The sequence below is a fragment of the Kitasatospora sp. NPDC001159 genome (assembly GCF_053598235.1).
In genome coordinates, this window is record NZ_JBSFJV010000089.1 from 16,262 (window position 1) to 30,065 (window position 13,804).

11 protein-coding genes and 2 pseudogenes are annotated in these 13,804 nt (G+C 70.9%); 6 read left to right on the top strand and 7 right to left on the bottom strand.

Going from position 1 to position 13,804, the window contains the following annotated elements; translation table 11 throughout:
* Positions 1-171: 171 nt before the first annotated feature.
* Positions 172-1,260 (bottom strand): alcohol dehydrogenase catalytic domain-containing protein, encoded by a 1,089-nt coding sequence (locus tag ACWC9T_RS32215; protein WP_449824589.1) that lies wholly within the window; start codon positions 1,258-1,260, stop codon positions 172-174.
* A gap of 102 nt (positions 1,261-1,362) precedes the next feature.
* Here ACWC9T_RS32215 and ACWC9T_RS32220 point away from each other — a divergent pair.
* Positions 1,363-2,255: pseudogene (locus ACWC9T_RS32220) on the top strand (LysR family transcriptional regulator).
* A gap of 589 nt (positions 2,256-2,844) precedes the next feature.
* On the opposite strand, the gene ACWC9T_RS32225 reads toward ACWC9T_RS32220, so the two are convergent.
* The 4 genes from ACWC9T_RS32225 to ACWC9T_RS32240 all read right to left on the bottom strand — a co-directional run bounded on the left by ACWC9T_RS32225 (position 2,845) and on the right by ACWC9T_RS32240 (position 7,061).
* Positions 2,845-3,273 carry a hypothetical protein gene (locus ACWC9T_RS32225; protein WP_449824590.1) on the bottom strand — a complete coding sequence of 143 codons (429 nt, stop codon included), beginning with the start codon at positions 3,271-3,273 and terminating at the stop codon, positions 2,845-2,847.
* Positions 3,274-3,338: 65 nt separating this feature from the next.
* The gene (locus tag ACWC9T_RS32230) at positions 3,339-3,539 is read right to left on the bottom strand and encodes a hypothetical protein (protein ID WP_449824591.1); all 201 of its coding nucleotides are present in this window, start codon (positions 3,537-3,539) and stop codon (positions 3,339-3,341) included.
* Between the two features lie 432 nt (positions 3,540-3,971).
* Positions 3,972-4,799: an LPXTG cell wall anchor domain-containing protein gene (locus tag ACWC9T_RS32235; protein ID WP_449824592.1), complete on the bottom strand. Its 828-nt coding sequence runs from the start codon at positions 4,797-4,799 to the stop codon at positions 3,972-3,974.
* 54 nt (positions 4,800-4,853) lie between these two features.
* Positions 4,854-7,061, bottom strand: a complete 2,208-nt coding sequence (locus tag ACWC9T_RS32240) for an MMPL family transporter (RefSeq protein WP_449824593.1) — start codon at positions 7,059-7,061, stop codon at positions 4,854-4,856.
* Positions 7,062-7,190: 129 nt separating this feature from the next.
* On the opposite strand from ACWC9T_RS32240, the gene ACWC9T_RS32245 reads away from it, so the two are divergent.
* The 3 genes from ACWC9T_RS32245 to ACWC9T_RS32255 all read left to right on the top strand — a co-directional run bounded on the left by ACWC9T_RS32245 (position 7,191) and on the right by ACWC9T_RS32255 (position 10,203).
* The gene (locus ACWC9T_RS32245; RefSeq protein ID WP_449824594.1) at positions 7,191-7,811 is read left to right on the top strand and encodes a TetR/AcrR family transcriptional regulator; all 621 of its coding nucleotides are present in this window, start codon (positions 7,191-7,193) and stop codon (positions 7,809-7,811) included.
* A gap of 658 nt (positions 7,812-8,469) precedes the next feature.
* Positions 8,470-9,261: a methyltransferase domain-containing protein gene (locus ACWC9T_RS32250; RefSeq protein ID WP_449824595.1), complete on the top strand. Its 792-nt coding sequence runs from the start codon at positions 8,470-8,472 to the stop codon at positions 9,259-9,261.
* Positions 9,262-9,984: 723 nt separating this feature from the next.
* The gene (locus tag ACWC9T_RS32255) at positions 9,985-10,203 is read left to right on the top strand and encodes a hypothetical protein (protein WP_449824596.1); all 219 of its coding nucleotides are present in this window, start codon (positions 9,985-9,987) and stop codon (positions 10,201-10,203) included.
* Positions 10,204-10,985: 782 nt separating this feature from the next.
* On the opposite strand, the pseudogene ACWC9T_RS32260 reads toward ACWC9T_RS32255, so the two are convergent.
* A pseudogene (locus ACWC9T_RS32260) lies at positions 10,986-11,180 on the bottom strand (hypothetical protein); the annotation flags it as partial.
* A 218-nt stretch (positions 11,181-11,398) separates the two neighbouring features.
* Here ACWC9T_RS32260 and ACWC9T_RS32265 point away from each other — a divergent pair.
* The gene (locus tag ACWC9T_RS32265) at positions 11,399-11,824 is read left to right on the top strand and encodes a hypothetical protein (RefSeq protein WP_449824597.1); all 426 of its coding nucleotides are present in this window, start codon (positions 11,399-11,401) and stop codon (positions 11,822-11,824) included.
* 98 nt (positions 11,825-11,922) lie between these two features.
* On the opposite strand, the gene ACWC9T_RS32270 is transcribed toward ACWC9T_RS32265, so the two are convergent.
* Positions 11,923-12,759: an AfsR/SARP family transcriptional regulator gene (locus tag ACWC9T_RS32270; RefSeq protein ID WP_449824598.1), complete on the bottom strand. Its 837-nt coding sequence runs from the start codon at positions 12,757-12,759 to the stop codon at positions 11,923-11,925.
* Between the two features lie 790 nt (positions 12,760-13,549).
* Between ACWC9T_RS32270 and ACWC9T_RS32275 the strand changes: the two genes are divergently transcribed.
* Positions 13,550-13,804: helix-turn-helix domain-containing protein (locus ACWC9T_RS32275; RefSeq protein ID WP_449824599.1), on the top strand; the 255-nt coding region annotated here is incomplete at its 3' end.

Below are 13,804 nucleotides of genomic sequence, written 5' to 3' on the forward strand. Positions count from 1 at the left end.
CTGCCCGCATCGCCTCCGAGGCCTCCGCCCCGCTCCTGACGGAATCGTCGTGCGGCGAATCAAGTCGTGAGGCTCATGGTTGTTCACGAGAAATAGCAGCAGCAGTAGGGCGGCCTGCGCTCGTGAGGGTGGTGGGCCGTGGCGCTGACATGGGGAGACCAGTCGGTCTTGTCAGCGAGCCGGTGGGGTGAGGGCGGTGCGGTCGAACGGGCCACCATGTGAGGCGGCATACGTGACGGCGTCGTTGACGGCACTGAGGCCGAACGACCGGACTCGTTCGGGAGCGAGGTCCAGGGTGCCGGAGGCGAGGAGCCGGATGATGCCGACGTTCGCTGTACGCGGGTACATCCACTGGCCGCGCACGGTGATCGAGTTGCGCATGATCCATGGGTACGGGAGTGCGAGGTCGTCGCCACCGAGCATGCCGACGCCGCCCATGAGAACGACGCGGCCGTACTCGCGTACGGTCATGGCTGCCGTGCGCGTCGCCGAGCTGGGTGCGCTCGGCGGTAGCAGGTCGATCACCATGTCGATCGGGCCGTCGCCCGCCGCGGACATCGCCGCACGGTCGCCGGCCTCGTCCCCGGTGAGCGGGACCGGGCGCACACGCGGACCGAACCGGCCGGCGAGGAGGTCGAGCGCGGCCCGGTTGCGGCCTGGGGCGACCACACGGCCCGCCCCCATTGCGAGCGCGACCGCCACCGCACTGCTGCCGAGGTTGCCGGTGGCCCCGCTGACGAGCAGCGTCTCACCGGCTGCGAGCCCGCCGGCCAGCAGCCCGCCGTAAGGGATGACGTGCACGCCGAGCGCCGCCCAGCGGGCCGGGTCGTCCCCCGCCGCCGCGGGCAGCGGGAAGACGTTCTCCGTCGGCACCCGCATGAGCTCGGCGAACGATCCGTCATGCAGGTACCGGGCGAGCCGCGCGCCGCCCTCGCCGCGAGAGCTCCAGCCCTGGAGCGTGATGTCAGGCGTCAGCGCGTCGTCCCGCGAGCGCACCGTGGAGTCGCACCACACCAGGTCGCCGGGGCGCAGCCGGGTGGCGTCCGGGCCCGCGTGGACGACCCGTCCCACGCCGCCGATCCCGGGCACGACGGGAGGGACCAGGGGGTAGCTCCGCTCGCCGCTGAAGACCTCGGCCGCGTACGGGGCCACACAGGTGGCGAGCACCTCGACCACCACCTCGCCGCCGCCGGCCTCGGGGTCCGGCACCTCCCGCACCGTCAGCGGGGCACCGAACTGCGTCAGAACTGCTGCTCGCACGTGATGACCTCCGTGTTCGTCCGTGTTCGTCGCGATCGACACTAGGAACCCGGCGGACATGCGGGAAGCGACGATCGCGCATCCGTGGTATGCGTATGCCGCATGGATATCTCCAGCACAGGCCTGCGGGTCCTGCGGCAGATCGCCGAGTCCGGCAGCTTCACCGCAGCCGCCGCCCGGCTCGGCTACACCCAGTCGGCGGTCTCACGCCAGGCCGCCTCCCTCGAACGAAGCGCGGGCACCGCCCTGTTCGACGCCGCCCCGACGGAGTACGGCTCACCCCCGCGGGTCTGACCCTGCTGCGCCACGCTCGCACGATCCTGGACTGCCTCACGGCCGCCGAGCGCGACCTCACCGGCACCGTCCCGCGGACCGAACCGGTGCGGCTCGGACTGTTCCTGAGCGCGGGCGCGGCCATCCTGCCTCCCTCGCTCGCCCGCCTCGCGGCAACCGACCCACAGATCACGGTCACGACCACCGAGGGCACCACGCCCACCCTGATCCGGGCACTGCGCGCGGGTTCGATCGACCTCGCCGTGCTGACGTCCCGCCCGCCCCACCGGCCCTTGGACGGCGAGTCGCCGCGCCTGCACGTCGAGACCGTCGCGGACACCGAACTGGTCGTGGCAGTGCCTTCGGCCGGAGAGTTCGCCGGCCGCACCGCGGCGCACGTCGACGAACTGGTCGACGCTCCGTGGATCGCTGCCCCGGCGTCGAACTCCGAGCCACTGCTCGGCGTCTGGCCCGGTCTGCCCGGACGGCCGCGCATCGTCCACTGCGCGCGCGACTGGCTGACGAAGCTTCAACTGGTCGCCGGTGGCTTCGGGGTGACAACGGTGCCTTCCCGGCTCTCGCCGATGCTGCCCTCCGGGGTGAGCCTGCTGCACGTCGAAGGTGCACCTCCCGAGATCCGCCGGGTTCTCGTGGCGCGACTCCCCGGCCGTCCGACCCCGGCGACCACGGCCGTCACCCGAGCAATTACCTCGACCGCCTGATGTGTCGGAAAGGGATTCGACGCCTGGATCGACGGCGTGCCGTCGGAGTTCAAGGCGCCCAAGCCCAGGCCCAAGGCAGTGGAGGAGAACCTGCGGAAGTCCAACGGGAAGGGCGCGGAACGGGTCTGCATCCGGATGTCCGACGGCTACGAGGCGAAGACGGCCATGTCGAGTGAAGACCTACCTGGCGACGCGGAGCTCGGACTTCCAGGAGTACCGGATCTATGCCTCCGGAGACCCGGGCGGCTGGAACATCTCCCGGTAAGGTCGGCGGGGACTTCACCTGCAAGGGCTGGGGCTGCTGAACCATGTCGAGATGCCGCCATTCTGGTGAGACGGCCTTCCGGGCCGGCCCTCACCCGCGAGGAGATCGCGGAGGTCCTCGCGCTGCGGAGGAGAAGGGAGTTGACAGAGGAGTGCTCGGCCGGGTCTTCCGGCCGAGCACCCTCTTGTTCGTGCGCTGTTTCTGACGGGGGCGTTGCCCGCACCGGTGCCCATACCCACCTCAATTCCTGCCTTGAGCAGGCGTGTTGTGAGCCGCTCTCCGAGTTGGGCGGGAATCAGGCTGCCGCCCGGTGGCGCGCTGTTGTCAGGCGTGGGTGTGGGGGACGGGTTCGCCGGTGAGGGCGTCGGTCAGGGCCCGGGTGCCGAGGGGCTGGTGCAGGACGACCGTGAGTTCGGCGATGCCGCCGTCCTCGCATCCGATGTCCGGGCCCGAGGCGTCCCGGCGCCTGAGCAGCAGTGTGACCTGCTTGGCCGTCTCCCGTGCCATCAGGTCGGGCTTGTAGTCGCATCCGCTCCAGGCGACTTCCATCGAGATCGTGCGGTCGTCCGCCGCCACGGTGGTGTTCTTCGTGGACGGGTCGGCGAGCGCGATGCGGCGCAGGACGGAGGCGTCCCGCCGCTTGAACGGGAGCGGATAGTCGGAGTCACGCTCCCTCGCGTCGCACGCCGACACCATGACCGCGATCAAGCCCACCGCGGCTATCCAGCGCTTGTCGCGCACCGTCAGTTCCACGTCCTCGCCCCTCCCCTTGTCGTGGATCAGGGTAGGCCTGCCGGGCGGCGGCGCCGCGGGCGGTGTCAGCGGGTGGCGTCGACGGCGGTACCGACGAGCTGGAGGATGGCGTGGCCCCAGGCGGTGGCGGCGATCAGGACGCCGAATACGACGGCGGTGAAGACGGTGAAGGCCTCATCGACGCGGCTGCGGGAATGGGTCGGGCGCCGGAGCCGGACCACGATGACGATCGCGAGGAACACCGACGCGCTGATCGTGTACTGCACTGCCCACCCCGGCCCTCTTGGCTCTGCGTGAGGCCCCGGATACCCGGTGCCGCCATTCGGGTGAGCATGCCAGAGCCGCCGCCGGCGCGGGGCCGGTTCCGGGAAACTGGCCGGACCCGAACGGCCTCGTGAGGCGCGGTTCGCCGGGTCCGGCGAAGGCCGGCCAGGCTCGGGGGAGGGGCTCGCCGCGTTCTCTGACTACTTCTCTATGACCGTCCGCACCGCAGGCAAGGACCGCTGGAAGCCCGTCGACTTCGACAGACTGATTCTCTCAGCCCGCGCCCGCCGATAAACTCGCAGGTCACGAAGTGTCGGCCCCGCACTTGCTCCGAGGTTGAGCTGCCCGCCCAACTCTGGGATATGTCGGCCCCGCACACGGGGTGATTGCTCCCCGACAGCGGTGTCCCCGGCCCGGCCCTCCTCGGCGTGCCGTCAGCGGCGGGCGGCGCGGCGGCGGCCGACGTAGACCGCTGCCGCGCCGGCGGCGAGCAGTGCTGCGGCGCCGACCGCGGTGGCGGTCAGGGCGCCGTCGTCGGCTCCAGTGGCGGCCAGCGTCGGTGCTGGCGCGACCGGGGCCTGGGGCGAGTGCGAGGGGGTCGGGGACGGTACCGGGGCGGGACTGATGGTGGCCGTCGGCGTCGTCGCCCCGGTCGGGACCGGGATCGGGACGACGGGCGGGGGCGGGGCGGCGGTGGCGGAAGTGGGGGTGGGCGTCGGGGTGGTGGTCGTGGGGCTGCCGGTGGGCTTGGGCGTGCAGGCCGTTCCGCCGTTCCAGGAGGCGATCACCAGCCCGGAGAACGGCTCGTCCGGGTAGTGCGGCAGCGGGTGGTCGCTGTCGCTGCCGTCGTACTTCTCGCCGACCGCGTAGAGAGCCAACTCCCCGTAGCACTGGGGAAGATGGGCGGTGATGTCGAGCGTGGACCGGTAGTGGTCACGGGTGAGCGTGGTGGTCGCCCAACCGAGGAAGGTCTGGTGGCCGGAGGCGGCCCAGGTCGCTCCCTGCGTCGCGTACGAGCCCAGCGAGACGTGATACTCGCAGCCCGTGGTCGGCTCGCCGGCCAGCCGGACCTCGACGGTGCCGGATTCGGCGGGCATCGTGGCGTCGGCCGTCCAGTGCGTGCCGCCGTCGATGGAGTACTGGACCGGTCCTCGCCCGCAGTCGGTCCCGGCGTGGGCGGCGGGTGCGGCGAGGAGGGGAACTCCGGCGGTGAGGCCGAGTACCGCGAGTGTGGGCAGGCCGCGGCGGAGTCGTGCGTGCATGAGGATGTGCTCCTGATCGGGGGTTCTGGAAGGGTGTGGGGGTTCAGGGAGGGTTCACAGGGCCACGGGTGCGGGGGCGGCAGCGCCCTCCGGTGCGGGCGGGTGCTCCGTGTGGCCGTCGCCCTCGATGTCGACGTGGGGCAGCAGGCGGTCGAGCCAGCCGGGCAGCCACCAGTTGCCGTCGCCGAGCAGGACCATGGTGGAGGGGACGAGCAGGCCGCGGACGATGGTTGCGTCGAGTGCGACGGCGCTCGCCAGGCCGATGCCGAACATCTTGACGACGGGGTCGTCGGAGAGCAGGTAGCTGAGGAAGACCGCGACCATGATCAGGGCTGCCGAGCTGATGATCCGTCCGGTGCCGGCGAGTCCCGCCACCACCGCACGGCGGTTGTCGCCGGAGCGCAGGTAGCCCTCGCGCACGGCGCTCAGCAGGAACACCTCGTAGTCCATCGACAGACCGAAGAGCACGGCGAACATCAGCAGCGGCACGTAGCCCGGGATCGGTACGGCACCTTCCAGGCCGATCAGCCGGGCGCCCCAGCCGTGTTGGAAGACCGCGGTGAGCACGCCGTACGCGGCGGCGACCGAAACCAGGTTCATCACGGCGGCCTTCAGCGCGACGATCGGTGAGCGGAAGGCGACCAGTAGGAGCAGGCCCGCGACGGTCAGAACGAAGCCGACGACGAGCGGCATGCGGTGCGTGATCCGCGCGTTGAGGTCGGCCTGGGCGGCCGGGGTGCCGCCGACGTGTACCGTCTGGCCGGTGCCGGTGGTGGCGGCGGGCAGGACGTCCGAGCGGAGGCGGTGGACGAGTGTGGTGGTGGCGGGGTCGGAGGGGGCGGTGGTGGGGGTGACCTGCCAGCGCACGGTACGGCCGTCGGCCGCGACCGCGGGCGGGCTGACGGCGGCGACGCCCTCGCCTCCGCGCAGCGCGGTGGTCACGGCCGTGAGTCTCGGGTCGCTGGTCCCCGCGCTCGCCTGCGCGGGCGTGGGCAGGACGTCGACGACCTGGAGTACGCCGTTGGAGCCCGGGCCGAACGCGGCCGCCATCCGATCGTACGCGGTGCGGCTCATGGTGCCCGCGGCCTTGCTGCCGGCGTCGAGTTGGCCGAGGTGGAGACGGGCCCCGGGGGCGGCGAGGGCGCCGAGCAGGGCGAGGCCGGCCAGCAGCAGAGGCCACGGCTTGGCCGCGACCAGCGCGGCGACCCTGCCCCACCCGCGCGGGCGTCCGTCGGCGGCGGGAGCGGCGGGCTCGGGGGTCAGCCGATTCCCCAGCAGGACGAGGAGCGCGGGCAGCAGGGTGAGGTTGATGCCCAGGGCCGCCACCACGGAGATCGCGGGCGCGAGGGCCAGGGCGTAGAGCAGCGGGAGGCCGCCGAGGGCCAGGCCGGCCAGGGCCGCGACGACGGCGCCACCGGCGAAGGCGACCGACTTGCCGGAGCCGGCGGTGGTGCGCACGGCCGCCTCCTCGATCCCGACTCCGGCGGCGCGCAGTTCCCGGAAGCGGGTGAGCCCGAAGAGGGTGTAGTCGATGCCGACGCCCAGTCCGATCATGGCGGCGATGGTCTCGCCGGCCTCGGGTACGTCCATCAGGTGGCCGACCAGGCCGAGGACGGGCAGGGCGATGCCGAGGCCGATCACTCCGGCGAGCAGCGGGAGCCCGGCGGCGACGAGGCTGCCGAAGGTGAGGGCGAGGATCACCAGGGCGGTGCCGAGACCGATGGCCTCGCTGCGGCCGGTGCTGCCCTTGTCGACGGCCGCGGCGAGGTATCCCCCCGGGGTGACCTCGATGCCGGCGGCGGTGGCCGGTGCCGCCGCGGCCAGGACGGCGTCGGCCATCTCGGGCGTCACTTCCCGCCCGGTGACATCGAGCTCGACGGAGAGGTAGGCGGTGTGGCCGTCGGCGCTCATGGCCGCGGCGCCGGCCGGGTCGTAGGGCGTGGTGACGGCGACCACATGGGGCACCGCGGCGATGGCGGTGGCCGCGTTGCGCACGGCCGCCGCGGTGTCCGTGGCGGTGAGCGGGGCAGTGGCGGCAGCGGTGTGCAGCAGGACGGGCTGCTTGCCGGAGGCCGAGCCGGGGAACGCGCTGTCGCCGATGTCCCGGGCGGCCTGGCTGTCGCTGCCGGGGATGGAGACGGCCTCGCTAGTGACGCGGCCGAACAGGCCGACGGCCGTGAGCGTGGCGGTCAGCAGGAGCAGCCAGACCGCGACCACGCGCTTGGGTCTGCGGGCGCACCAGCGCCCCACAGTGGTGAACATCTGCGGCGAACAGCCCTCTCGTACACAGTGGGACGGCGAAGGCCCCCCGAAAAAACTCATTGCACTCAGCGTGCAACGCGTAGACTTGCACTCGTGGTGCAAGAATGTCAACGAGAGGGCGGTGCCCACGTGAAGCGGACCGAAGCCGCCGGACCCGCCACTGACGGACGCACGGAGCGCGGGCGACAGACCCGAGAGAAGATCGCCGACGCGATGCTGTCGCTGCTCGACGAGGGCCAGGCCCACTTCCCCGCCGACAAGGTGGCCGAGCGGGCGGGAGTCTCCCGCCGGCTGGTGTTCCACCACTTCGCGGACATGGCCGAACTGGCCGAAGTCGCCGTCAACCGGCGCCTGGAGCAGTTGGCGGCCCAGATCCTGCCCGTCCCCACCGAGGGGCCGCGTGACCTGCGGGTGGCGGCCGTCGCGGAGCAGCGCGCCCGCATCCTGGAGGGCGTCACCCCCGCCCGACTCGCGATCATGCGGCTGGAGAACCCGTCTCCCCGGATCCAGGAGGCCGTCCAGCAGATGCTGGACTTCGCCCGACTGAGGCTCTCCCAGATCTTCGCCCTGGAACTCGACCCCCTGCCCGAGCCGACTCGGACGGACCTGCTCAACGGCCTGGACGCAGTGACCACGTGGAGCGCCTGGTACCACTGGCGCAGCTCCGGGCTGAGCATCGAGGAGGCCCGGCACACCATGGCCGCGACCGTGCACGTGCTCCTCGCCGCAGCCGGCCGGTGTGGTGCGTAGGAAACCACTACACCAGCGTAGACGCCAACGGTGTACATGTCGGAGGAATCGACACTGACAACCACATGATCCATGGACGACAGTCGGGGAGTTGAATTCAGGTCAGAGATGTCTTCGCAGTCTGTTTCGAGAGCCAGTCGCTGCGCCATGCAGGGCTTCGGCGCAGTCGGATGGTGTCCGATCCATGACGGTCTGTCGGGTGGGAAGCCCTGGGAGTAAGACGGTGTCGGTCTGTGGTCTCGGCCCTGGAACCCGAACTGGAGAAGAGGTACCTCCCGTCACGAACGGGGACGTGCATCTGCTGGATCCGCTGGCCCCGACTTTACGTCGTGATCGAACGCGTCCGGTACGAGGTCGAACCCGCCATAGCCGACAGTCCGGCCAGCGCGCTGTCCCGCGCCTGGCGCGCTGGCTGTGGGGCCCGAATACATGTACCCCTTCCGGCGCGTCACGGTGCAGAACCGTGCCGTAGGACGTGCGGGGTTCGCCGGCTATGTGAGACATCCCTCTCCCGTCGTCGTGGCGCTGGTGGCCTGGGAAGGTTGACCATGTAGTCATGACCTCCTTGCCCCGCCCGCCACACGTCGGTGGCCGACCGGATCCGATAGACGGCACTACCGCGCTCGGCGGAGAGTCCGCTCCCGCCCGCGGGTACCTGTTGGACAACGCGCGCGCCGAGGCGGGCGAGCGATTCGTTTGGCTGGCCGAGCTGTTCGACGGTGTGACGCGCGGGCACTTCGATCGACTGGGGGTCAGGGCCGGCTCGCGCTGCTGGGAAGTGGGGGCCGGTGGCCCCGGTATCCCGGAGGCGCTCGCGGCGGCCGTCGGTCCGACCGGGCACGTGCTGGCCACGGACATCGACCCGTCGTGGCTGAAGGCAGGCGACGGGTACGAGGTGCGCCAGCACGACGTCGCCGCTGATCCGCCCCCGGAGCCGGGGACGTTCGATCTGGTGCACGCCCGGCTCGTGCTGGTCCATGTACCCGACCGGGCTCGCGCGTTGGCCACGATGGCGGCAGCGCTACGGCCCGGCGGCTGGCTGCTGGTCGAGGACGCCGATACCGCTCTGCAGCCACTGGCATGCCTGGACGACAACGGCCCTGCGCAGCGGCGGGCCAACCGGCTGCGCGACGCGGTCCGGGAGCTGCTGACGCGCCGCGGCGCGGACCTGCGCTACGGCCGGACACTGCCGCGGGCACTGCGTGAGGCCGGCTTGGTAGATGTCGCCGCGGCGGGCTCCTTCCCGGTCGGCGGGCTGGCCTGCGACCGGCTGGAGGCGGCGACCATCCGGCACGTGCGCGGCGAGCTGCTCGCGGCCGGCCTGGCCGACGACGCCGAGATCGACGCGCACCTGGCCGCCATCCACGCAGGCAAACTCGACCTGACACTCGCGCCGCTGATCTCGGCCTGGGGACGCCGTCCAGCCGAGCACCCTCCGGCACTCGGTTAGGTGCGGATCCAGGCGTTGTCCGACCTGCCCACAGCGCCGTTCGTCGAGGGAAGCCAGGCAGCTCGCGCAGGTGCACGCTGCGCGTCACCGGAGCTGGGGCCAGCCCGCGTACGGGCTTCGAGGATCACGGAGTTCTCGACGCCCCGTGATCCGAGTGGAAGACCGTGCCTGCTGGCGCAGCATCCCCGATCCCGGCTGCTCTTGACCAGGCACCACCAACATCGCCGCAGCCCTTCGCCGCAACGCACACCGCTCGGACACGACCTGATGCCACTGATGCAAGCGATCAAGGCGTGGGCGGAGTCCCACGTGCCCGAGGTCCTCGCTGCCCGCGCCGGCTATGACGGGCAGCGCGCGACAGCCCCCTGACGCACGGCGGACCAGTGCACCCCCGCGAACCCGGCCGACCGGGGAACGAGCCACCGTCCAGATCCATCGCGGTGGTGAGAATCGCCGGCATCCGCCTCGGCCCGGCGGATCCAGGGTCTTGTCCCGGGCGGCTCCGGCGGCGCAACGTTCGAGCTCGGACCGGTGCCTGACCGACCGGAGCCGACGCTGGCACCGTCACGGACGCCGGACGGACCGAAGCGATCTGTGGTGACCACCGAAGAATAGCGCTCGGCCGACATCGTTTCGGTAGTCGCATTGATCTTGTTCTGCTGTGATGGAATCACTCCACGCAATGGTGGAGGGATCGCATCTCTTAATGACAGGACAATCGTCATGAATTCTCGTAGTCGGGGCTCCTTCCTCGCCCCCGCGTCGCAGCGGCGCGGCCCCGGGCGCCGTTCGCGGCTGCGGATCGCGCTGACCGGCGCCGCCGCCGCCCTCGCTTTCCTGGGCGGCGGCGCGGCCTTCGCCGCCGACCACACTGCGACGTCCTCTGACTCCTCGGTGCAGCAGACGCACAACCTCGCCGCCGGATGGAAGTACGTGTACTGATGCGTTGCATGTGGCGCTGCCACGGGTAATTCCGCCGCTGCGACCGGTGCACCGTCAAGCGCCCTTTCCCCTGGGGCTCGTGCCCGCACCGGTGGTGTGTTGCGCAAACACGTTTTCACCGCTGCAGCCGCGACGTGGACGCCCGCCGGCCGCCATGGGTCTGCGCACGTCCGACGGGTGGTGTCGATCGGAGGCTCGGTCGTCACCACCCGCTCCCATGGGAGGAGCACCGGGGCGCGTCCTACGGCAGGGGCGGGCGGTGCGTCAGGTTCCTGCCGCGTCCCACCATCGTGGCGCGGTCGGCCTGCCTGTGGGCCTCTCCGATCTGTACGGCCGCGAGCCCACCGCCCCGGTCCTGCGCGAGGCCAGCACGAGGATCACGACAGCGATGATGGAGTCCAGTCGGGCCACGCCAGCTGCGCCCCGCCCTGGCCCGACCCCGGCCCAGCCCTACCGCGACCAGAAAACTGAGCCATCCCGAGGAACTCACGAGGGCGGCTCACCTCCTGGAACAACGGCACCACCGCCACCGCGTGCACCTGGGACGTGACCGGTCAGGGCGGTCTCCTGCAGCAGCTGACCACGCGGGTGCTGGAGGCCGCCCTGGAGGGCGAGATCACCGACCACCTCGGCTATGAGAAGCATGACCCGCTGGTGCCGGTTTCGTTGCGTCCAGCGGGGCCAGCCGCGCGCCCGCTGAGAGGCGGGCTGGTGGGGGGTGGAGGGGCGGGCGGCGCGCGGGCCGACAACAGGCTTGGCGGGTGTCAGAAGCGCCGGATATAGCAGGCGGGGGTGGAGTCGTACACGTCGCCCTGGTGGTGGACTCCTCCGTGCAGGGCGTCCAACGCGTGCTCGCGCTCGGCCGGATCGGGTGATCCGAGGCCGCGCAGCAGGCCGGGGGCATCGATGGCGGGCCCGTAGGCGTGGTGCAGCGCGGCCCAGTCGATGTCGTCGAGCCCGTTGAGCGGGTCAGGCATGGTCTCCCCGAAGCGGTGCGATGGCCGGTTCCTGCGCGAGCCAGTCCCACCGACCGCTCGGACACCCGGTCGGCCGGAGCCCTGGCGAGAGTGGCCCCGGGGGTGGCACGGGATGCTCATCCGCGGCCGGAGGGGGCGGGTCTTCAAGGGGCGGACGGCGGTGCTACTTTGAACGCGTTCAAGAATCTTGAACGAGTTCAAAGCATCCTTGGGGGTGGATGATGACCGGATCGTTGTCGTCGCGTTACGTCGAGCCTCGGCCATGGGGGCTCGCCGCGTGGGCCGGTGCCTCGTGGCTGATTTACGCGGTCGCGTACGTGACGGGTGAGGCAGGCGCCGACGCAGAAACCCTCGTCACGTGGTGTCTGGCCGGCTTCAGCACCTTGATTCCCCTGGCGGTGCCGGGGCGTTGGGGTTTTCGTGTGGCCTGCCTTGTCGTCGGCTGGCTGCAGTTCGGCATCGAGATCATGCTCTCTCTCGCGTTCCTGCTGATCCCGCTGCCGATCTTCGTGGCCGCTTTCCCGTCCGGCGTCGTACTGCTGCTTGCGGGTCGGAGGAACGGCGGCCCGATCGGCAAAGTGATCGGTGTCCTGCTGAGTCTGGTCCCCCTCGTGCTCTTCCTGGTCGTCTGGGGAGGCAGGTAGCCAACCTCCCTCCGACTTGTCCAGTGCTGTGACCGGCAACGTTCACCGGTTTGCGATGGACGAACGGAGAGCCAGGCGGGACGGAACCGATGTCTGGACTACCGCGCCGAGGGAGCTCGCTGTGCGGTGAGCACGGGCTGGTAGTACCGGCTGGAGGCAGGATCGTGCCAGGTGATGTTGGTGAAGCCGGCTTCAGCCACGAACTCTGTCAATTGCGAGCGTGTCAGCGCCCAGTAGGTGCTCCGGCGGACTCGGACATTCCAGGTGTTCTCTGTGGGGGTGAGCTGGAAGTGCTCCAGGTCGTAGCGCTCGCCGTCTTCATGCCAGTGGCGCCACATCTGGTTGCCCCAGCCGCCCGCCACCTCGCGGATGGGCAGTTCGGCCAGGTCCGGATGCTGATCCCGCAGCAGGTCGCGGACCAGATCCTTGCTGCATCCAGCCGCGACGTGCACGACGCGGCAGCCGTCATCGCCGAGATCGAAGCTGAACTCCGCGCGGCCGGGCGTCGAGCTCGGGATCGCAACGCAGGACGCGCTGGTGCAGCGAGGCCAGGGCCGCGCCGGGGGGGGGCGGTACAGCGCGAGCATCTGCAGGGCGCGCAGGCCCTCGCGCAGCGGGTGCTCGTCGGCCAGCGCGGTCAGCTCAGCGGCGACCCGGGTGTGCCGGCCGAGCTCCAACTCCGGTTCCAGTCGGGTTTCCAGCAGTTCCAGGCGACGTTCCACCAGGCGGTGGCGTTGCCGTTCCGCATAGCTACCGGGGACTGCGGTCAGTGGGACACCGTCCCACAGGGCCAAGGCCTCCTCCAACAGCCGAAGAGCGCTCTCCTGCTCACCACCCCGGACCGCCCGTCCGGCCTCGGCGGCCAGCCGATCGCACCGGTCGGCGTCCAGCGCATCCGGCTCCAGACGCAGCGCGTAGCCGCCGGCCAGTGACACCGAGCCCCGCTGAGTGCCCGAGGTCGTGGCCAGGGGCTTCTTCCTCCTTCGAGTGCTCCGCTGGGCTGTGACATAACTTCGGGATTCCTGAAGCGTTCTCAGCTCGTGCGACCGATCCGGGGTCCGGTCGAAGGCGAGGAGGCGCGAGTTGGCGGCGCTGGCAGTGATGCGGGACCTGCGCGAGTACCGGGATCCGGTCTCGGCGGAGGAACTGGAGCGGTTCGAGACCGACGTGTTGGCCGGCTTTGTCCTGGCCCGGGCGCGGCTTCGGCTTCCATTCCGCAGACGCCGTCATCGCCCTCGTCATGCTCACCCTCGCCGGCCCCGCCCCACCCTCCCCGGACGCCAACCCACAACAACATGACCCACACATCAAGCTAACTGAGACGCCGTCCGTCCAGGTCGCCTGCTCCCGCCGAGCGGGATCACAACTGTTCGTTGGGGGAACCCCCAACGAACAGGCCGACTGTCGGCCTGCTGGTCGAAACAGCGGCGGGGCCCGCAGTTCATCCTCGCGAGCCCCGCCCTGGGGTGTCGCGCCGTCACCTGTGGTGGCACTGCCGACCGGCAATGCTGGTGGTGGCGCCTGTTGCGGTTGGTTGATGGCGGTAGGGTCGGTGGCGGTGTGTTCGGGTGCACCCTGGCGGACGGCGATACGCCGTCTGCATGGATCCGCCCCGAGGTTCCGGCCAGTAGCGATCAAGACCGCAAGTTACTGACTTCGGCTCGTCGGGGTGAATCTGTGCGAAGCGCCTGATGAGCGTGGAGCGGTGGCTGTATCCAGTGGTGTGTGAGATATGCGGATGGGGGCGGGCTGACCGCCGCGGGACGTGAGCGCCGGGAAGTGGTTCGGATCCAGGCGGCCGAGCTGTTCGAGCAGGACGTCAAGCCGCCGGAAGTGGCTCGACGTCTGCGGGTGAGCCCGAAGTCGGCCTACCAGTGGCACCAGTTATGGCGGGATGGCGGTGTGCAGGCTCTGGCCTCTCGTGGCCCCAGCGGGGCGCGGTGCCGTCTGTCGTCGCGCTGCCTGGAGAAACTCGCTGCG